30 protein-coding genes and 1 pseudogene are annotated in these 19,162 nt (G+C 42.1%); 29 read left to right on the top strand and 2 right to left on the bottom strand.

What is annotated here, in order from left to right:
• Nucleotides 1–97: 97 nt before the first annotated feature.
• Entirely contained in the window at nucleotides 98–817 is a 720-nt protein-coding gene (locus tag ACED53_RS02685) for a membrane lipoprotein lipid attachment site-containing protein (RefSeq protein ID WP_017099877.1), read from the bottom strand.
• A 511-nt stretch (nucleotides 818–1,328) separates the two neighbouring features.
• Between ACED53_RS02685 and ACED53_RS02680 the strand changes: the two genes are divergently transcribed.
• The 7 genes from ACED53_RS02680 (at nucleotide 1,329) to ACED53_RS02650 (ending at nucleotide 5,766) form a co-directional block, all read left to right on the top strand.
• Nucleotides 1,329–1,793 carry an ASCH domain-containing protein gene (locus ACED53_RS02680; RefSeq protein WP_017099878.1) on the top strand — a complete coding sequence of 155 codons (465 nt, stop codon included), beginning with the start codon at nucleotides 1,329–1,331 and terminating at the stop codon, nucleotides 1,791–1,793.
• Nucleotides 1,794–1,889: 96 nt separating this feature from the next.
• On the top strand, nucleotides 1,890–2,834 hold the full coding sequence (locus tag ACED53_RS02675) for a D-2-hydroxyacid dehydrogenase family protein (protein ID WP_029225362.1): 945 nt from the start codon (nucleotides 1,890–1,892) through the stop codon (nucleotides 2,832–2,834).
• Nucleotides 2,835–2,850: 16 nt separating this feature from the next.
• Complete coding sequence (locus tag ACED53_RS02670; RefSeq protein ID WP_017099879.1) at nucleotides 2,851–3,357, top strand: HAD family hydrolase; 507 nt, start codon at nucleotides 2,851–2,853, stop codon at nucleotides 3,355–3,357.
• Nucleotides 3,350–3,946 (top strand): class I SAM-dependent methyltransferase, encoded by a 597-nt coding sequence (locus ACED53_RS02665; RefSeq protein ID WP_017099880.1) that lies wholly within the window; start codon nucleotides 3,350–3,352, stop codon nucleotides 3,944–3,946. Before ACED53_RS02670 ends, ACED53_RS02665 begins: the two co-directional genes overlap by 8 nt.
• Before the next feature lie 113 nt (nucleotides 3,947–4,059).
• Nucleotides 4,060–4,440 (top strand): STAS/SEC14 domain-containing protein, encoded by a 381-nt coding sequence (locus ACED53_RS02660; protein WP_017099881.1) that lies wholly within the window; start codon nucleotides 4,060–4,062, stop codon nucleotides 4,438–4,440.
• A 165-nt stretch (nucleotides 4,441–4,605) separates the two neighbouring features.
• Nucleotides 4,606–5,199: a hypothetical protein gene (locus ACED53_RS02655; RefSeq protein ID WP_017099882.1), complete on the top strand. Its 594-nt coding sequence runs from the start codon at nucleotides 4,606–4,608 to the stop codon at nucleotides 5,197–5,199.
• Between the two features lie 165 nt (nucleotides 5,200–5,364).
• Complete coding sequence (locus ACED53_RS02650) at nucleotides 5,365–5,766, top strand: NUDIX domain-containing protein (RefSeq protein ID WP_017099883.1); 402 nt, start codon at nucleotides 5,365–5,367, stop codon at nucleotides 5,764–5,766.
• 53 nt (nucleotides 5,767–5,819) lie between these two features.
• On the opposite strand, the gene ACED53_RS02645 is transcribed toward ACED53_RS02650, so the two are convergent.
• A complete protein-coding gene (locus ACED53_RS02645) occupies nucleotides 5,820–6,221 on the bottom strand; it encodes a YkgJ family cysteine cluster protein (protein ID WP_017065706.1) in 402 nt (133 codons plus the stop codon).
• A 209-nt stretch (nucleotides 6,222–6,430) separates the two neighbouring features.
• Here ACED53_RS02645 and ACED53_RS02640 point away from each other — a divergent pair, with 209 nt between their 5' ends.
• The 22 genes and pseudogenes from ACED53_RS02640 (at nucleotide 6,431) to ACED53_RS02535 (ending at nucleotide 19,111) form a co-directional block, all read left to right on the top strand.
• Nucleotides 6,431–6,592, top strand: a complete 162-nt coding sequence (locus ACED53_RS02640; protein ID WP_017059212.1) for a hypothetical protein — start codon at nucleotides 6,431–6,433, stop codon at nucleotides 6,590–6,592.
• Nucleotides 6,592–7,290, top strand: a complete 699-nt coding sequence (locus ACED53_RS02635; RefSeq protein WP_017099884.1) for a pseudouridine synthase — start codon at nucleotides 6,592–6,594, stop codon at nucleotides 7,288–7,290. Before ACED53_RS02640 ends, ACED53_RS02635 begins: the two co-directional genes overlap by 1 nt.
• A 65-nt stretch (nucleotides 7,291–7,355) precedes the next feature.
• On the top strand, nucleotides 7,356–7,730 hold the full coding sequence (locus ACED53_RS02630; protein ID WP_017099885.1) for a VOC family protein: 375 nt from the start codon (nucleotides 7,356–7,358) through the stop codon (nucleotides 7,728–7,730).
• Nucleotides 7,731–7,824: 94 nt separating this feature from the next.
• Nucleotides 7,825–7,959 carry a hypothetical protein gene (locus tag ACED53_RS02625; protein WP_017099886.1) on the top strand — a complete coding sequence of 45 codons (135 nt, stop codon included), beginning with the start codon at nucleotides 7,825–7,827 and terminating at the stop codon, nucleotides 7,957–7,959.
• A 78-nt stretch (nucleotides 7,960–8,037) separates the two neighbouring features.
• Nucleotides 8,038–8,450 (top strand): annotated as a pseudogene (locus tag ACED53_RS02620) (GFA family protein).
• Between the two features lie 230 nt (nucleotides 8,451–8,680).
• Entirely contained in the window at nucleotides 8,681–8,932 is a 252-nt protein-coding gene (locus ACED53_RS02615; protein WP_009846834.1) for a hypothetical protein, read from the top strand.
• Nucleotides 8,933–9,254: 322 nt separating this feature from the next.
• A complete protein-coding gene (locus ACED53_RS02610) occupies nucleotides 9,255–10,001 on the top strand; it encodes a hypothetical protein (protein ID WP_102579983.1) in 747 nt (248 codons plus the stop codon).
• Nucleotides 10,002–10,119: 118 nt separating this feature from the next.
• Complete coding sequence (locus ACED53_RS02605; RefSeq protein ID WP_017099888.1) at nucleotides 10,120–10,980, top strand: NAD(P)-dependent oxidoreductase; 861 nt, start codon at nucleotides 10,120–10,122, stop codon at nucleotides 10,978–10,980.
• A 263-nt stretch (nucleotides 10,981–11,243) separates the two neighbouring features.
• The gene (locus ACED53_RS02600; RefSeq protein ID WP_017099889.1) at nucleotides 11,244–11,861 is read left to right on the top strand and encodes an RraA family protein; all 618 of its coding nucleotides are present in this window, start codon (nucleotides 11,244–11,246) and stop codon (nucleotides 11,859–11,861) included.
• 79 nt (nucleotides 11,862–11,940) lie between these two features.
• On the top strand, nucleotides 11,941–12,429 hold the full coding sequence (locus tag ACED53_RS02595) for a GNAT family N-acetyltransferase (RefSeq protein ID WP_029225364.1): 489 nt from the start codon (nucleotides 11,941–11,943) through the stop codon (nucleotides 12,427–12,429).
• A gap of 18 nt (nucleotides 12,430–12,447) precedes the next feature.
• Entirely contained in the window at nucleotides 12,448–13,293 is an 846-nt protein-coding gene (locus tag ACED53_RS02590; RefSeq protein WP_017099891.1) for an MBL fold metallo-hydrolase, read from the top strand.
• Nucleotides 13,294–13,349: 56 nt separating this feature from the next.
• The gene (locus ACED53_RS02585) at nucleotides 13,350–13,763 is read left to right on the top strand and encodes an NUDIX hydrolase (RefSeq protein ID WP_017099892.1); all 414 of its coding nucleotides are present in this window, start codon (nucleotides 13,350–13,352) and stop codon (nucleotides 13,761–13,763) included.
• Between the two features lie 49 nt (nucleotides 13,764–13,812).
• Nucleotides 13,813–14,220, top strand: a complete 408-nt coding sequence (locus tag ACED53_RS02580) for a VOC family protein (RefSeq protein ID WP_009846826.1) — start codon at nucleotides 13,813–13,815, stop codon at nucleotides 14,218–14,220.
• A 77-nt stretch (nucleotides 14,221–14,297) separates the two neighbouring features.
• Nucleotides 14,298–14,732 carry a GNAT family N-acetyltransferase gene (locus tag ACED53_RS02575; protein ID WP_017078753.1) on the top strand — a complete coding sequence of 145 codons (435 nt, stop codon included), beginning with the start codon at nucleotides 14,298–14,300 and terminating at the stop codon, nucleotides 14,730–14,732.
• Between the two features lie 89 nt (nucleotides 14,733–14,821).
• Nucleotides 14,822–15,178, top strand: coding sequence for a hypothetical protein (locus tag ACED53_RS02570; protein WP_032499009.1), 357 nt, complete (start codon nucleotides 14,822–14,824; stop codon nucleotides 15,176–15,178).
• A gap of 36 nt (nucleotides 15,179–15,214) precedes the next feature.
• Nucleotides 15,215–15,685, top strand: coding sequence for a GNAT family N-acetyltransferase (locus tag ACED53_RS02565; RefSeq protein ID WP_017099895.1), 471 nt, complete (start codon nucleotides 15,215–15,217; stop codon nucleotides 15,683–15,685).
• Nucleotides 15,686–15,734: 49 nt separating this feature from the next.
• Complete coding sequence (locus ACED53_RS02560) at nucleotides 15,735–16,349, top strand: LysE family translocator (protein WP_102579984.1); 615 nt, start codon at nucleotides 15,735–15,737, stop codon at nucleotides 16,347–16,349.
• Between the two features lie 110 nt (nucleotides 16,350–16,459).
• Nucleotides 16,460–16,876, top strand: a complete 417-nt coding sequence (locus ACED53_RS02555; RefSeq protein ID WP_029225365.1) for a VOC family protein — start codon at nucleotides 16,460–16,462, stop codon at nucleotides 16,874–16,876.
• Nucleotides 16,877–16,929: 53 nt separating this feature from the next.
• Entirely contained in the window at nucleotides 16,930–17,511 is a 582-nt protein-coding gene (locus tag ACED53_RS02550) for an HD domain-containing protein (protein ID WP_017099898.1), read from the top strand.
• Between the two features lie 121 nt (nucleotides 17,512–17,632).
• Nucleotides 17,633–18,025 (top strand): hypothetical protein, encoded by a 393-nt coding sequence (locus tag ACED53_RS02545; RefSeq protein WP_009846819.1) that lies wholly within the window; start codon nucleotides 17,633–17,635, stop codon nucleotides 18,023–18,025.
• Nucleotides 18,026–18,213: 188 nt separating this feature from the next.
• The gene (locus tag ACED53_RS02540; protein WP_017099899.1) at nucleotides 18,214–18,471 is read left to right on the top strand and encodes a hypothetical protein; all 258 of its coding nucleotides are present in this window, start codon (nucleotides 18,214–18,216) and stop codon (nucleotides 18,469–18,471) included.
• Nucleotides 18,472–18,652: 181 nt separating this feature from the next.
• Complete coding sequence (locus ACED53_RS02535) at nucleotides 18,653–19,111, top strand: DUF302 domain-containing protein (RefSeq protein ID WP_009846817.1); 459 nt, start codon at nucleotides 18,653–18,655, stop codon at nucleotides 19,109–19,111.
• Nucleotides 19,112–19,162 lie beyond the last annotated feature (51 nt).

The following is a 19,162-nucleotide window of genomic DNA, read 5'->3' as shown; positions in this document are numbered from 1 at the left end:
TTCCTTGAGCTTTTTAGTTATGTATTCTTGGTTGATGCTTGATCGGCATCCTCTTGGATTTGAGGATGCCTTTTTGATATGGGATTGGTGATAAGTATTACTTCAAAGTACGTTGCTTATTAACCTGCATTTTTGCTCGCACTTTGGTGGCTTGTGCTTGCGACGGCAAGTTGTCTTTAACCTTGTTTTTAATGTCTGCGACAGGGATGAAGTTCCACTGACCGTCGTGATACTTAACCACAAATGTTTCACGGTTCATTTCTTCACGGAACACCCAAACACCATCGTCGAGACGCTTAAAGTCACCAACTACATTGCCGTTCGTACCTCGAATAGTCCAAAAGGTATGTTCAGTATCAAGATAAGACTTCTGCTCACCTGAGATCATCTTGTCTCCAGAGCTAACTTTGACATAGTTATCACGAATGATGATTTCACCAACACGCTTATCATCCACGTAGATGCTGTATAGCGTTTCGTGATCATCAGAACGTTGTTTTACGGCGCTTATATGAACTTCACCTGTGTCTTTATTAAAAAATGGTACATCACCGATATCTGGGATGTAAACGAAGCCTAGATCAGCTTGTTCAATGGTATCAGCAATGTTTTTTGAATCATCTTTGCCATATCCAGGGTCGATATTATCAAACCCATTGTCGACATCACTATCAGAGTCGCCGTTTCCAAAACCTGGGTCAATGTTTTCGAAACCATAGTCACCATCAAATTGAGGTTGTGCCGGTTCAGAACCACTGCCAGATGAACAACCTGCTAAAACAGCAGTAAGAACGAGTGCGATAAGTGATTTGTTCATGATATTTCCTAACGTTATTTAATTTCGTAAAGGCAATGTGTGGCTAACCAATCCCACTAGTCGCTGGCCTAACGTACTTAACGCTGTAGGGCTGCTGCATTGCTTGAGGTTGTACGATACGTAAACATCGATGTTGGATAAATAAACTGAACAATAGATTTAACATCACAATTGGTTATGTGTTGTGACTTCGAAAGAATGCTGGTGGGTATGGGTAGTGGGCGAAAACTGAGCGTGTAATCGTCTTGCAATGTGGATCTTGAGTGGCTTCAATAGTTCATTAACTGGACAACGTCATACTAATAAACAACAGAGGCAGGTATATCCTGCTTCTGTTTTATTTGGTATCTATTGACAAACATTCCCACCAATATTCTTCTTTCTCAGCCCACATTTTGATATTCACTCGGTTTACAGTAATAACCTGACTTGATAGGTTACTCCCAATGCAGCCAGATGCTTAATCTATAAGTATTTATCGGCTCAACCTAATATTGAATTTGGAAAGATCATGGAAGAAAGAAGCAAAGCTTATCTTGATAACTACCTCAACACATTGCCAGCAGACGTTGCCTCGCAATACACCTCCTTTAGTGCTGATTATTACTGCGCCGACGAGTACAACGCTAACCTCTGCGCACAGTTGATATTAAAAGGTGAAAAACAGGCGTCCTGCGGCCTTGAACACTGGTATACCCATGAAGGCGAGACGAGACCCATAGTTGGTCACTTGCAAGTCGTCACCGATTGGGATGGTAAGCCCGTATGTATTGTTGAGATCACGTCGGTGTCGTCGTGCAAATACAACGAAGTGACCGCTGAGTTTGCTGCCGCAGAAGGCGAGGGTGACAAATCACTCGAATGGTGGAGAGAAGCTCACTGGAACTTCTTCTCTCGTGAATGTGAAGAGCTTAAGATCTCACCAAGTGAAGACATGCTACTTATGTTGGAGCGTTTCAAAGTGGTTTATCAATAGTGAAGTCCTAGCGCGTGCCGTGTTGAATCGAAAGGCATGGCACCTTAGTCTTCATTTGAACAAAGCCAGAAGATTAACAATCACAAGGAGAGTGATGTGAAGATAGCGATATTGGATGACTACCAGAACGTCGTTAAAGACCTCGATTGCTTCAACAAACTCGAACAATACGATGTCACGGTATATACCGAGACTTACTCAGAGCAAGAGCTCGTCGCTAAGTTGGTCTCGTTTGAAGCCATTGTGCTCATTCGTGAAAGAACCGAGATCACCGAATCTTTGTTATCACAACTCCCCAACCTCAAGCTGATTAGCCAGACGGGCAAAGTGAGCAACCATATCGACCCGCAAATGTGCGAACGATTTGGTGTTACCGTTTTAGAAGGTCGAGGCTCGCCTGTTGCGCCTTCCGAGCTATGCTGGGCGCTGATTATGGCTGCATCGCGCCACATTCCTACTTACGCGTCAAACCTTAAACAAAACCAGTGGCAGGATTCTGGCTCGTTAGGGCTAGGTCGAACTTTGAAGGGCTTGAAGCTTGGTATTTGGGGCTACGGCAAGATCGGCAAATGCATTGCACAATATGCCCAAGCATTTGGGATGTCTGTCGTAGTGTGGGGGAGCCAAGTTTCACGCGATCAAGCACAAACAGATGGCTTCAAAGCAGCAACAACCAAACAAGATTTCTTTCGAGAAGTTGATGTGCTTTCTTTGCATTTGCGTTTGAATGATGTCACCAGAGAATGTGTTACGGCACGCGACCTTAGCTTGATGAAGCCGAACTCACTGTTTGTGAACATCAGCCGTGCCGAGTTAGTCGAACCGATGGCTCTCTATCATGAACTACGCGAGATACCGACCAAAACAGCCGCTATTGATGTGTTCGATTGTGAGCCAGTAACTACAGACATCGAACCGCTATTGTCCTTAGCAAATGTCACTGCGACACCGCATTTGGGCTATGTTGAACAAAATAGCTACGAACTCTACTTCGATATCGCTTTCGACAACATTCTGTCCTATCAAAGAGATGGCCTATAAAAATGCAGGAGGCAAGATGACAAAGCTAATCGAATTAACAGAAATAGTCTTATTCGACTGGGGCAATACGCTGATGGTCGATTTCCCAGACGCACAAGGGAAGATGTGTGACTGGGAAACCGTACAAGAAGTGAGTGGTGCTCGCGCATTACTTGCTGATCTATCGAAAACTCAACAAGTTTATGTTGCCACCAACGCTGGTGATTCCAGTAAAGACGACATCATTCGAGCCTTTGAGCGTGTTGGCCTTCCTCAATATATATTGGGTTACTTTTGTAAGGCGAGCATTGGCTTTTCTAAGTTCGATTCGGGCTTTTATCCTGCCATCATTTCCAAACTCGGTGTTGCACCACAAGATATCACCATGGTGGGTGACACCTTAGACAAAGACATTTACCCAGCACTTGAAGCGGGTTTGAAAGCGGTGTGGTTGAACACGGAAGGTACTGAAATTAAGTCAGAGCATCCGAATGTCATGCAAGTTCAATCCCTAAGCGAACTGTTGGAGAAGTACCATGGATGATCACTCTGAGATCTGGCGTCAGTATTACCAAAAGGCACTAAGCAAACCTCATTTAAAGAGAACTGAGTACGCAATTAAACTGAATGAGTCAGGCTTAAATGTTGCGATTGATTGTGGTTGTGGAACAGGTAGTGACATCGCCTTTTTAGAACAGCAAGCGTATCAAGTGTATGGCTTCGACGTTAATCCTGATTCGATTGCACTATGTCGGGATCGTTTTGGTCGCAAATCTTTGGTCGAGATATCTGAAAGTGGATTTGAACACTATGATTACCCGAAATCTGGCGTAGTGATTGCCAATTCGAGTCTGTTTTTTGCTGATCCAACCCGTTTTGACGAGGTTTGGCACAATATTGAAAACTGTCTTGAAGTGGGAGGCGTGTTCGCGGGCGATTTCATGGGCGTCGATGACAGTTGGGCACATGGCTATCGAACCCCAACAACGCCGTTAACAAAAGCCAAAGTACTTAGCTTATTCAACGACTTTGAGATGGTACGATTCCATGAGCGAGACGAACAAGCACTCACGTCGCTGGGTAGGATGAAGCATTGGCACACTTATTCGGTTGTTGCGACTAAGCGCTGTTAAAATGTCAGTATTTAAAACTTGTTTGGATGCATGTCTGTTTTGACGCCAACCTCTCATCTCTTTGTTATTTAATCCTCTAAGCTAACTCTAGTTTCTACTATGAGGGCTAGGTTATGAGTATCGAACGTCACGGGATATCGGTTGGAATTGAACGTGTTAGCGGTGAAACTATCGTTGTGTTCAAAGCGAAAGGCAAACTCACACATGATGATTATCAAGCAATGATGCCAATTCTAAATACCACGCTAGAAGAACTCGATTCATCTGAACTCAAGATGCTGGTCGACATCTCCACCTTAACGGGTTGGGAGTTGCGTGCTGCTTGGGATGATTTCAAACTTGGATTAGAGCTCAATTCTAAGATAGACAAAATCGCGATTTATGGTGATAAAAGCTGGCAAGAATTCGCTTCAAAAGTAGGGAGCTGGTTTGTGTCTGGTGAGATTAAGTCATTCGAAGACCATGACTCAGCGCTTAAGTGGCTAGTCGATTAGCGGTTTGATTATTACGAGTGATTAACGTGATGGTTGAGATGTTGTGGTTAACCGTCACGGTTCTATAGCTTATGATTGGCTATTTTAGTCGTAACGATACAAATATATTGTTTCAAAGCAACAGTTTACGTTTGTACTATGCGTTCTTTTTTTGAATAAATTAATATGAATAAAGTTGTTGTAGCTCTTATTGCTTTAGTTGCGTTGAATGCTTGTGTAACGCGAAAAATTCCTGTTATGAAAGAAGCCATGTCTGTCGGCCAGATATCTGAAATTGCTGTACATAACTTAAATTGTACAATGATCGATACTTATACACTTGAAGATTCCCATCCAAATAACGTGATTCCGGCTCTCAAAAACCAAGCATATATGTCCGGCGGAAATCGTTATCGAATAGCGGATGTGCTTGATACTCGCCGTGGACGACCAAGCAGTGTAGTTGCAGAATTTTATCTTTGTCCGACGACTTCATATCAAGTGAAGCCATCGGGAGTAGTTCAATTATTGCCAGGTGCTCATGAAGTTAAGCCTATTGCTTTTGCTGAGATTGAAAACACAGCTTGTAACGTTATTGGCAGCCACGTAGTGCAAGAAACTAATCCTAAGTCAGTGTACACAGAGCTAGCCAATGAAGTATTTATGCGAGGTGGAAATCGCAACCATATTACGAATATTATAGCGACAGACGGGTCAAATCCGACTTCAATTTCCGCTGATGTTTACCGATGTAAGCATCGTTCAGTTGCTTTTAACTAAGTTAGCGTTAAGCGACTAGTTGTGCCGTTTGGAATTCCACTTATAGCAACTTCAATCGGCATTTTTGTTTTCTTTGCTACTTGTTCACATTCGTTATTGTTTAACGGTTTAAAGTTCGTTAGTGTGCGGAAATAACAAATTGTTTAAATAACAAGGTCTAAGAACATGAATAAGGTAATTGATAAGCTGGCTTGGATATTCATCAAAGACGGTAAGCTGTTGATGGTCAGATCAAAAGGCAAAGAACTGTTCTATCTACCGGGTGGTAAGCGTGAAGCTGGCGAAAGTGACGAGCAAGCACTGGTTCGCGAAATAAAAGAAGAGATCTCAGTAGATTTAATGCCTGATTCAATCAAATACGTTGAGACGTTTACAGGCCAAGCTGATGGCAAAGCGGAAGGCGTATCAGTGCAATTGACTTGCTATCTTGCTGATTATACTGGCGAACTGTCTCCAGATGCCGAAATCGAAGAGCTTAAGTTTGTTGATGGCAACGACAGAGCGGTATGTTCATTGGCAGCACTGGTTGCGCTTGATTGGTTAGAAGCGAACCAGTATTTGGCTTAAGGTTTTAGCGGCTATTAGCTAACGCTGAAGATTGATCTTCAAAAGATCATCGCTTACGAATAGCTTGAAGGGCGGCTGTCTTTCATCAACAGGTCGAGTTTCCTTTGAGCTTTCTTCGTGTCTTGTAAATCCACCACCTCAATCATTTCACACTCATCTCGTACCATCTCATTAATCAGGCTTGGATAGTGTCTGCAATCTTCTGGTCGGTCTAAGTAGATGCTGCATGTGTACTTGGCTTGAGCCTTGGTGTCTTTCGTCGGAACTAGCTCCAGAAAAGGGCAGCGAGTTAAACGTTCACCAGATTCAGGGTCGAACCAGATCTCGCTTCCTCGAACATACTCAAAGATGTCTGGGTTGAACAACTCCCACAAATCAATCTCTTCTTGCGTTGCGGCAAGGTCACCATCTCCGTATTTGATACAGCATTTTCCGCATTGATTACAATCTTTCATTATCGACTTCATAAGTTGGTGAGCTTTTATCATTTTACCATTGATAGGCGTGGCACGTTGATTTTGTTGTTCATGGTTAAGCCGTTACGGGGCGGGAACTTGGAATAGCGGTACTTAAAATCAATTTATCTATGAACCACCACTCCAATCCAAGATGTAAACAGTGATACAATTTGCGCCTCTCACGTTATTCAAGCAAAGGCATCAAAATGAGAACCGTATACACCACCGAAGGCAACATTAACGCAAAGAAACAAAAAGAGGCTTACCCAAAGCTCGCTTTATGTGACAAGTGCGTTGGTGACTATGTGGTTATCGAGCAAGGTGAACGAACTTACAAGCCTTGTGCTAAATGTGGTGCCGACGATTAATGCGCCTTGATAAATATCTATGTAAAAGCACTGACCTAACCAAGCCTGAAGCGATTGAACGCATCCATAATGGCGAGGTGAACGTAAACTGTGAAACAGTCACCGATGAATCGACTCAGGTTCATGAAAGCAACACCATCTTGTTAAATGGCACTCCGCTTAAGTTGCGAGAATTTCGATACCTCCTAATGCACAAGCCTGCGGATACTATCTGCTCTAATATCGATGAAGTTTATCCTTCACTGTTCAACTACATCGAGATAGAAAAAGCATCAGAACTACACATCGCTGGGCGCTTAGATGCAGACACTACAGGCTTAGTTTTGATTACCGATGATGGGCGATGGTCATTCAATATCACGCTGCCAACCAAGTCATGTAAGAAGATGTATCGCGTGACGTTGTCACGAGATATCAAGGGCGATGTCGCTGACAAGTTCAAAGCGGGCATTCAATTGCAGGGTGAACAAAAACTGACGCGTCCGGCAGTGCTCGAAGTGATTACCAGTAAAGAAGTGCTGTTGACCATTACAGAAGGTAAGTTTCATCAAGTAAAACGAATGTTTGCTGCGGTAGGGAATCGAGTTGTTGGCCTACATCGTGAACAGATTGGAGATGTACGTTTAGATGTTGAAGTAGGTAAGTGGCGTTATCTAACTAAAGCCGAGGTCGACTCATTTCAGCAAGACTTTGAATAAACGCTGTAACCACTTAAAGCGTTAAGGGTGTCAGCACCAGTATATCAACACTATAAGGATCTAGGATGGAAAACCTAAAAGTCTCAGAAATTAAGTCTTTCGTACCGGCGAAAGACTTCGATTTATCTAAGCGTTTTTACCAGTCAATCGGCTTCGAAGTGATGTCTGAATTTCACGATATCGCCTATCTACGACACGGAAGTTGCGCCTTCCTTTTGCAAAACTTTTATGAACCTGCGCACTGTCACAATTACATGATGCACTTGCTGGTTGAAGACGTAAAAAGTTGGTATCAACACATCCAGAACTCTAATGTAGTGTCGGAATTTGAAGTTACCGTTTCCGAGGTTGTTGAACAGCCTTGGGGAATGCTTGAGTTTTGTATCACTGACCCAAGTGGTGTGCTGTGGCGTGTGGCTGAAAACATCAGGTCGCGCTGATTCATCCAACTTGCATTGATAGTATGTCTAGGTTCACGGTGCTTTTCTGTCCTATTTGCTAGAGTGACAATTCAATGAGCATGGAGGTTTTATAATGGGAACTGTAATCGGTTTGGTGATTTTAGTTGCTATAGATTGGTATCTTGTTCGTAAAACAGGGCTTCATATTCATAACTGGATCTCTAAAAAGTATGCCGTGTATTTGTCGGATAAGGAAAACAAAAAATAGCCTTTTCTTATTACGTCATCGGTATAAAAAACGTTATCTGCTATTCATTTTACACACATTGCAAAGATTGGAGGATTCATGAAAGGTAAAGGAAAGTGCCTATGTGGCTCAGTTGAGTTGGAAGTAGAGTACGCCAGTAATGAATTGGGGCTTGTCATTGTAGTATGTGTAGAAATTGGTCTGGCGGGCCGATGTTAGTCATTGATTGTGCTGACTCAGTTAAAATATCAGGTGAATCAAATGTAGTGAGATATAAGTCATCCGAGTGGGCTGAGAGAGGGTTCTGCGGTAAATGTGGTACTCACTTGTTTTACTTTTTGGTGCCGAATAATCAGTATCACCTTCCTGTCGGTTTATTGATGTCTGGGGATGACTACAAATTAACTCATCAGATATTTATCGATGAAAAGCCCGAATACTACGAATTTAAAAATGAAACACAAAATATGACTGGCGCAGAAGTATTTGCCCACTTTGAAAGTGGAGAGTAGCACTTAGTTTTTATTAGCTTAAGACTAATTCACAACGCTCGGCATTTTTTAGTTTCGGTCGAGTTTTGTGTTTGCGGTGTAATGGTTTCGGTTAGGTGTTGCTCACGCTTAACGTCTCTGCATCAACCCCCAATTTGAAGTGACTCGAAACTCGATTGTGTGAACTGCTAATAGTTGAATGGTTACTCTAAAGTACACTGAGTTTTCTAACGGCTCTCAGGGGGGCAGAAATGACAGATATGGCAATATCAAGCTACCTTGGCTGGTTGTTACTTCTTATAGGTTGTTATCCTTTCTGCCTTGTTGGTGTCAGTATGTTTTTCTATGATGCAGAGCGTAAACAAGCATTAAGGTGGTTGAACGGCGTTAGTTTTCTATTGGCTGTATTCCTTCTTTATATGCATATGCAAACAGAAGTTATCTATGGTCGGGAACTGCTCGAAGCCTGGTATCGTGATAACCCAGGAGATAGCCCTCAATAGAAAGCACATAACAAGCGCTTATTATCTATATCAGCATGATGCTAAACGATTGGCATTTCCAGTTCGAATCAACTTTAGTGTTTTCGGTACAATGGTTGAGGTTAGGTGGTTGCTATGTCAGCCACTTAAAGCGGCGATAACTCGTCTATCCAATTATGCTTATCTGAGTGAACCATGTTCTCTTATAAGTATAGCTCACCATTTTTGGCATCAACTACGTACGGTTTTTGACTGGTAAAAAGAGTTACTTAATGTTGGTAATTACTTAGGTTACTATTTAGCAAAGTATTGATTTGATATACAAAATTTTTGGACGAAGGTTATGAGAAAAATAATATTAAACATTGTCTTACTATCGGTGTTTGTTGCGTCTTTATTTCTAACAATTTCATCAGCAATAGACATTTCAAAAGAAGTGACCGTAAAGCTCCATGAGTTTGATTGGAGTGGTGTCTCCGGTGTAATGGACATGGTCATGGTTATTTTAACTTTCGTCTTACTGGTTGGACTGAAACAAGGTTCGAAATCTATTGAGGAATCGACCCGAAGTCGTAACGCCGAATTGTTGAATTGGGCGATGGAAGAGATGTCAGCATTAAAACCTGCGATTAGGTTGGTGACAGACGCTTACAAAAGAGAGCCTTATAGTCAGGTAACTAGTGACGTTAGTGTGGATTATGTATCGACATGGAGCAAAGAAGAACTACAAGCAGCTCAAGCTGTAAGTGTCGCGTTGCAGAGAATGGGGTACTTTGCTACTCATGATTTGGTATCAAAAAAGCATTTTCTGAATCTTTGGGGGCCTTTATATCTATCATGTTGGTACTCACTCGAAGGTTGGGTTAAACATAAGCGACTTCAACTTGATGAACCTTTTGATATCGCTGATGGTGCATACTCGAGGCTGTACTTTGAAAAATACGCCATGTACTGTGAAGAAAAGTTACCGCCTTTGTTATTGAATAATACAAGAAAGCAGTTTGGCTTAGAGCCAATGGTTCAACCCAAAGCCCACATTAAGTTGGGCATAAAATTGAAAGCAAGGCACACAGAAAAGGTTGATATCTAACTACTCACCACACAATACTTTTTGGAATCAAAGGGGCTTGTTAGCTTGATCAACACATAAATGCTAAGAGTGTATTGGCTGATCGTATATTGAAGAATGTTTCTTCAAAGGGAGATGCATGTCATTGGTTATGTGTAATGGAGAGAATAAGGGAATAACGAAAGTATTAATTGCGGGGGCTAGTGGATACATTGGTCGTCACGTTACATCGCTATTCACAAAAAGTGGCTTTGAAGTTTTTACATACGGTAGAGACAAAGTCGTCATACCTCCTATAGTGGGGTTAATAGAAGATAGAGCTGACTTTGAAGGCTTCTTTGACGTGGTTGTGAATTGTGCGCGTCCACATTGGTCACAATTCTCCGCACATGAAATAGCCGATGTGGAGCAGAAATTGCTCTCTGAGTTAGACCTACTTGCCGCTAAAGGCGCAACAAAGATACATACATCAGGTGTTTGGCTTTTTGGCAACGCATCTAGCGCTGATTTGAGACAGTTTAGACTGAAACCCTTAGACGCCGTTAGATTAGACGTAGAAACGATACATAGCGCTATTAGAAACAGGTGGCACGTCGTCTACTGTCCTAGTTTGGTTTATGGCGGTGAGGATTGTCAGCTAAAACGAATTGTAGAATCTTTCGCTAGCCAAACGATTCAAGTAGGTGTGCCGTCTATAGGCTATAACCAATATGTTCATGTCTACGACATTGCGAAGTTCTATCTACTTTTGGCGCAAGGCCGAACCTTAGAAAAGCAGCATTTTATTGCTGAGACGCAAGGCTATAGTCCTGCAGAGTTCGCTCGACTCTTACTAGCTGCAAAAGCTGTAACAAAAGTAAGAAAGATCCGTTGGGAAGAGTTTGAGTCAGAAAATGGCTCTATGGCCGTTGGTATTGAACAACTGAATCTAAAATTACCAATTAGTTCTTCGTTTGAGGCTACTGAGTCAATTAGTGAATATATTGAAAATTACATATAGTTGAGTGCTTATTTCTAATTACCAACCCTAGTTACTTTTAGTTGAGTTTAGTCTCTCCGGCGTCTGTACTTAAGTTAATCGGTAGCGTCACAATAATTTCCTTTCGTAACAGATATGAAGCTACCGAGTCGCAGGAATAGATCTTTTTGTAGAGCTGAGTCCGAGGTCAACGTTATCTTTGAGTTAGCTCTATATCATTGAATGACAAGCGTGCGTCACACCTTTGTTTGGCGTGAGGATTAGTTCAAACATGGAGTGAAAATATGAAGTCAGACTTTTCAAAACTTGCGACAACCGATTACGGAAACATACTAAGTAACGACCACTTTATTAATTTTAGTATTGGTCCTCTTTGGCAGGGAATGCCACGAATTTGTGGAGAAGCGTTTACTGTCCAGCTAACGTCTGGTGATAATTTAATGCTTCATTCAGCCATATACGAAGCACCAGAAGGTTCCATCATTGTAGTGGATGGAGTTGATAGCGAATATGCAGTAGCCGGCGGTAATGTATGCGCAGTCGCTAAGAGTCGAGGTATCAAAGGTTTTATTATTGATGGTGTCATTCGAGATTTGACTGAAATTTCAGATATGAAGTTTCCAGTTTTTGCGAAAGGTGTTCATCCAGTACCGGGAAAGAAAGAGATCTATTCTGAATTGGGCGCTCCGATCACTTGCGGGGGAGCAAAGGTCTCTACGGGAGATATCATTGTTGCTGATGCAGAAGGTATTGTCGTTATTCCTAAATCAAAGAAAGACGAAGTGTTTTTAATGGCTTCAAAGAAAGCAAGTGACGAAGCTTCATTAACACTCGCTGAGTGGGAAACGAGTCATAGGGCTAAAATAGCGCAAGCAATAACGTCTGCGAAACAAAAAACTTAAGTAGTGCTACAAGTTGATTTGTAACGCGTGGCATTTTCATCAATTAACAGGCGTTAGGCGACAACGAATAAATTCATCCATGGAGAAGAGAGTGATCGTACGGACTGCGACGAAAGAAGACTCAAGTGTCTTGTTAGAGTTTATTGAACAAAAAGCTGACTTTGACCGGAGTATGAAAGGGTTTAGTGGCGAAATCTCGACAACTATAGAGAAAATCGAACGCACATTATTTGGTGATTACGCATTTGCTCATGCATTAATATTGGAACGGAATTGTGAGCCTTTTGGCTTCGCACTGTATCACTATCGATATTCATCCTTCAGTGGAGAGCCATCAATCTGGCTTGACGACCTATTGGTTACAGGAAATCAAAGATCAAAAGGGTATGGCCGTGAACTTATGTTGGCTTTAAAGTCACAAGCGGAGTCATCATATGCCTCTCACATCTCATGGACGGCAAGTCCACATAATAAGAAAGCGCATGAGTTCTACAAAAGGTTGGGTGCAGAGGTTGAGCGAATGGATGGTCAAAGACCTTATTTCCGTTGGACAATGTACGATTCGTGATCACATAAAAAGAGAACTATGAAAATAACGACGCTGGTTGATAACTCTCGACTGGATAATAGGAAAGATCTAGCCGTTGAGCGCGGACTATCACTGCATATTGAAACTGAATCGCTAAAGATCTTGTTCGATATGGGAAGTGGCGATACGTTTTGTCAAAACGCACCATTACTGGGTATTGATATCAAAGATGTAGACATCGCTGTCATATCGCACAGGCATCATGATCATTGTAATGGCACCGCTGATTTTGTTGCTCATAACTCTAAAGCCAAAGTGTTTCTGAAAAATTGCGAACAGAAAAGCTATCATTTCCGGGCTTTCGGTTTCAAAAGTGATGTCGGGATCAATCCGGACTTACTAGAAAACAGCAACGAGCGGTTAGTCTTCGTTAATCGTACGACTGAGATCGCCCCAAATGTCTTTGCTATCACAGATATTAGCGTGAAACACGAACAACCTAAGGGTAATAAATACCTTTATACACAGTCGAAGAATCGACAGGAGCGCGACTCATTTGATCATGAATTACTGTTAGTGGTTAAAGAGTCAGACGGTTTAGTTATATTTACTGGTTGTGCGCATAGTGGCGTTCTCAATATGGTTGAAACAGCGGTTGCTATGTTCCCAGGAGCGAGAATAAAAGCCGTTATCGGGGGCTTTCATCTAGTGGGGTTACCATTATTGAATAGTATTGGTGGCACAAAGCAAGACATTAGAGATCTTGGATTGACGTTGTCTCAATACCCCATTGATAAACTGTATACAGGGCACTGCACAGGCAAGAAAGCTTATGGCCTGTTGAAAGAAGTATTAGGCGAGCGTTTGGAAGCAATGCCGACAGGTCGGCGTATTCATGTGTAGCGTTGGTCAAACCTTAGCTGTACGTTTGTCACTTGGTAAGAATTAAGGAGTTTTAAGTGAGTCAGGAAGTAAGAGTAGGTGTCGCTGCGGTTATTCTACGTGAAGGACGAGTACTACTTGGAGAACGAATTGGTTCTCATGGGGCTCATACGTGGGCAACGCCGGGCGGACACCTTGAGTGGGGTGAAAGTATCGAAGAGTGTGCCAAACGCGAAACACTCGAAGAGACTGGTTTAGTTGTTAGTGCATTTGAGAAGCTTTCTTTTACCAATGATATTTTTGAGAAAGAGAACAAGCACTATAAAACGCTGTTTGTTGTTGCTTCTGACGCTAGCGGCGAACCAGAGATAACAGAACCTGATAAATGTAAGCAGTGGAAATGGTTTAAGCTCGATGAGTTACCTGAGCCATTGTTTCTTCCTCTGACGAATCTGTTGAGCGATCCGGTCATCCTTGGGAAGCTAGCTTAGTAAAACAGATTCTCCTCATATATTTAATTGAATGACTAAAGGATCAATGATGACATTACGAGTAGTTCCAGAGCTTTATTGTTTCGATATTAATGTGAGCCAATCCTTCTTTGTCGATGTGTTGGGATTTGAAGTGAAATACGAGCGCCCAGATGAAGAGTTTGTTTATCTAACGCTTGATGGTGTTGATGTGATGCTTGAAGGGATTGCGGGCAAAAGTCGAAAATGGCTTTCAGGTGACCTGGAATTTCCTTTAGGGCGTGGCGTTAACTTTCAATGGGATGTTATCGATATCGAACCACTTTATCAGAGAGTTAACGAAAGCGCCGCTGATTCTATTTACTTAGCGTTAGAGTCGAAGTCTTATCAATGTGGGGGTTCGATCGCGACTCAGAAGCAGTTCATCGTTCAAACTCCTGACGGTTATCTCTTTAGGTTCTGCCAAGATATTCGTTAACACATAAGTATTATTAGCTACTCATTTATTACGAGAAACACGGCTAACTAAGTACCCGTATAAACAAGGAGAGTAGAGTGGTCAACATTCGGGAAATGGCAATTTCAGACTACGACTCAGTGATCGCGTTGTGGTGCCAGACAGAAGGCATGAGTATTCGCGATGCCGATTCGAAAGAAAGCATTGCGAGCTATTTAGATCGTAACCCTGGCCTGAGTTTTGTGGCTGAAAGTAACAACGAGATCATTGGCGCTGTGTTAGTAGGAACGGATGGACGTCGTGGGTATTTACAACATTTAGCTGTCTCGGCCAACTTTAGAGGACAAAAGTTAGGTTGTAAGCTTGTCGCAGAGGCGGTCAACGCACTTGCAGGGTTAGGCATCCCGAAGACCCACTTGTTTGTCTATAACGACAACATCAACGCTCAACAGTTTTACGAAAAATTGGGCTGGTTTCCTCGAGATGAAGTTCGAATGTACTCGTTTAATAGCTCGGATAATAGTAACGTTTAGCCTTAAAGGTTAGTGTTGGCTGAGCGTTAATTTGTAACAGGTTCGCACGCATCTTCCCAATATCAAAACAATCCTTGGAGTATTTAGAAATGTTGTTTTTTAGTCTGTCTAAACCATTGATTCAAGGTTCCGAGTTATGTTCTGAGCTGCTCAATTTCTTAACAGAGCATAAGAGTGATTTTGAAGAAAAGTTAATCCCTGATCTGTCATACATCGATGATATGGCGCACGTGGTGAACGGAATTAACATCAAAGGCGTTCTACACATCAATGCGAATCAATACCGACTTCAATACTCGTTTGATTGGGAGCTGTTTCTAGGTTGTTCAGATAGGAACGAAACTGGTGTAGAGAATGGAAGTGTTCTATTCACGCTTGAGGACGATAACGTTCTTAATATCAACTTCCCAATCTACGGTTCTCGAGATACTAGCGATGAGCTCTAGTCGGTTTTTCGTGCGTGTTATACAGAAGGAACAACAATGATAACTATTGAAAGGCTTCAAGAATCACATGTGGCGTTAGTTCAGGCCATCCAACTCGCCGATGAACAGGTTAAGTTCGCTGGTACAGCTGCAGAGTTTTTATTAGACGGCAGTGAAACGACGCACTTGCACGTGATTAAGTCTGATAACGAAGTTGTTGGTTTCTTTAAGCTGGATATCGCTTACGCAGAGCACTACGAATTCTGCCCTGAAGGAAGTATTGGCTTAAGAGCTTTTGTGCTTGATAAAAACCAGCAAGGTAAAGGTTTAGGAACGGGCACGGTCAAAGCTTTGTTTCCATATTTAAAAGCGAATTACTCAGCGTATGAGTTGATTTACTTAACCGTGAATTGCAAAAATCCCGCAGCATTCAACTGTTATAAGAAAGGCAGCTTCGAAGATACCAATGAACAGTATTTAGGTGGCGCAGCAGGCCCGCAATTTATTATGCGCGGTCAAATCGTTTAGTCACATAAATAGGTTAATTGTCGAACGACAAACGATCTAGGGAGGGATCATGTCAATTACATCAGGAATAGCTCTATTTGTTGCGATGTTACTATCTGCAGCCATACCGGGACCCAGCGTTCTCGCAGTTCTGTCGAGGTCTCTAAGCTTTGGTTGGAAACAAGGCTTGTTAGTGGTGCTTGGCGTACTAATCGCGGATTACATTTTTATATTCTTAGCTTTGTCTGGTTTATCAGCTTTAGCTAGCGCAATGGGTGAATTTGCTAAGGTAATTAAATATGTAGGCGTTACCTATTTGTTTTGGTTGGCTTACACAACATGGACGTCAGATGTTAGTGAATCAACGAGTACATCTTCGGAGCAAGGAACGAAAGCCTCAAGCGTGACTATCGGCTTATTGATGACAGTTTCAAACCCAAAGGCGATTTTGTTTTACATGGGTTTCTTTCCCGCATTCATAGACCTAAAAACATTTACCACAACAGATGTGATGATGATTTTGGTGATTTCAACTGTAGCTGTAGGTGGAGTATTGAGTCTCTATGCTTGCACTGCCTCTAAAGCTCGTTTTGTATTTCAAGGGCGCTCAGCAAAGATGCTATTGAACAGATTATCAGGTGGCTTTTTGGCGACTTGCGGTGCTTTGCTAGCAACTAAAACATGAGTACTTTTTGGAATGGTTTAGCCATAACACCAAACTAAGCGTGAACACCTAGTGTCTTTGCTTGCTTCATGGCATCATTCCACGCAGCTAAAACCCCAACAAGGTATGTTATGAAACAGAATATTGTCCACATTGCACTCGTGGTAAAAGACTACGATGAAGCGCTTGATTTCTATGTAAACAAGCTTAAGTTTGATCTCATCGAAGACACGTATCTACCAGAAGAAGATAAACGCTGGGTTGTTGTTGCTCCACCAAATTCAACAGGTGTGAGCCTGTTACTTGCTAGAGCTTCCAAGCCAGAGCAATACGATTTCATCGGCAACCAAACTGGCGGACGCGTATTCCTATTCTTAAACACCGATGATTTCTGGCGTGATTACGAGCGCATGACGTCTTTGGGCATTAACTTTGTCCGAGAGCCTAAAGAGCAAGGCTACGGTACCGTTGCTGTGTTTGAAGATCTTTACGGTAACTTGTGGGATCTCCTTCAGTTAAACCCTGAACACCCTATGGCTAACAGGTAGATAAGCTAAGGCTCATTCGTGTGTTGCTCAAGCTCAATTAAAGGAAGCTCATCGTGGAAGAAATCAAAGGCATTCTGAAATTCATGGTCGAAATTGAACAATTAAAGGATGTTCATCGACAGACAAAACCAGTTGGATTGGATCGATATGAAAACTCCGCTGAGCACAGTTGGCACGTCTGTTTGAGCGCTCTTATGTTGAAAGACTATGCCAATGAACAAATCGATATTACGCGAGTGATGAAGATGTTACTGATACATGACCTTGGGGAAATCGATGCAGGAGACACCATCATTTATGCCAGTGAAACCGAAGAAAACAAACTCAAAGAGAGAGACTGTGTTGAGCGCTTGCTGAAATCATTGCCAAGCCATTTAAGAACCGAGTATTTGGATTTATGGCTTGAGTTCGAAGCGGGTGAGTCACCGGAAGCCAGATTTGGTAAGGCGATCGATAGAGTGCCACCTTTGCTTCATAACATCCATGGTGATGGTCACAGCTGGAAGAAGCACAACATATCCAAAGACAAAGTACTGACCTTTAATGGCGAGCGTATCTCTAAAGGCAGTCGTGCTCTATGGAAAGAACTAGAAGTGCAACTTGAAGGTGCTGCGGACAAAGGGCTATTAAAGTAAAAGTTAGCTATCTTGCCAAGTAATGGCAAACAAGTTTCACCTAACAACGTTTAAATTAAACCCGGGAATTCATAGTGTTACTTCAGAGTAGCAAGCCCATTGTTGAAGGAATAAGAACCACATGAAAACCACTGCTTTAGCTGTATTGTTACTTGGCGTTTCCGGTTGTGTATTTGCAACCGATAACAATATTGAAGCTATCGATTACCAAGTGTCGATCACTGTCGAGGATTCTGAATCAAAACTCAACTTCCCAACCTTTAAGTTCGACTCTTTCGGACAGGAAGTCTCATCTCAAACTGAAGAATGCGTTTATTCGGGTGTTCTTTCTAAGCATGAAGCTAACGCTATTCTACTGGAAGCCAAAATGTCATGCGATTATGAAAATGGAGAGTCTAGCGGACAGATGCCTGTTTTTATTCTTGATAAAGAGGGTGGGGAAGCAAGTATCGAGCTCGGAGAAGATGAAGCAAACCTGTGGAAATACACGGTTCTAATTAAAGCGCTTAACTAAATTTCAAACGATACACGGTTACTCTTTTTGTTCTGCGCAATGCCAATAAAAGTAGATACATGGCACATGGTATTATCTCGTGTCTCATTTCTTTCTAATAAAACTCTAAAGGACAACAATGAGTTCGAGAACCGAGTGATAAGTTGTTAGTATTCGTCAACTTTATAAATGCTAGATGGCTTATATAAATGCTTAATAATAAATATATTAAACACCCTTATCACTGTGAGCAGTGCAACGCACTTACCCCGCACCTTGCTGTTAACGCTTCCGATGCTCAATCTAAAGCGGAAGCGGAATCTGAAAAGAAACAATGGAAACTAGGCGTGTTGATGGAGTACCTGATGACGTTATTGTTTAAAGGTGACCATAATGTTCCCGGTTTTTATGTCGACAGTGATTACGAATACCAGTGTGAAAAGTGTGGGACTAAGTCGTGGCACTGATCATGTGTTTAGCTTTTGAAACAATTCCTATCTCAACTGCTGATAATAAGACGCATTAGAAAAGTGATCCTCTCTGCAAATTGAGAATGGAAACGTGTCTATACTGACATGGGTTACGTCGCTGATTTTAGAAGTGGCGCTACGAATGTAAGTTTGATTAGGTTAAATCTCAGAGGTGACGATGAAAAAATTACTACCACTATGCGCCATTTTACTCTCGGCATCATTTTCAGCTACGGCTTCTGATGGTTTGATTAAATATCAAAGTAATTACTCAGTGAAAGAGACCGCTGACCGCTTTGAAGAAATCGCCAAAAGCAAAGGATTGACCTTGTTTGCGAGAATCGACCATCAGAAAAACGCGAGTAAGGTCGATCTTGAATTGAGACCAACCGAAGTCATCATCTTTGGTAACCCGAAAGTAGGGACACCATTAATGCAATGTGCTCAAGAAGTCGCGATAGATTTACCGCAGAAGGTGTTAGTCACGGAAGATTCCAATAAGAAAGTATGGTTGTCTTACAACGATCCTAATTACTTGGTAGAGCGTCACGCGATCAATGGCTGTGACAAAGTGATTCAAAAAATATCGGGTGTACTAAGTAAGTTGTCAGAAGCGACAGTGGCTAAAGCGAAATAACCCAATAGTTCACCTGCATGTTGGTTGATTTATCATGGTTGAGCAAAAGCT

Source organism: Vibrio sp. 1F169, from assembly GCF_041439605.1.
Classification (GTDB): domain Bacteria; phylum Pseudomonadota; class Gammaproteobacteria; order Enterobacterales; family Vibrionaceae; genus Vibrio; species Vibrio tasmaniensis_A.
The sequence above is the reverse complement of the archived record's forward strand: the minus strand, read 5'-3'. Positions and strand labels throughout refer to the sequence as shown.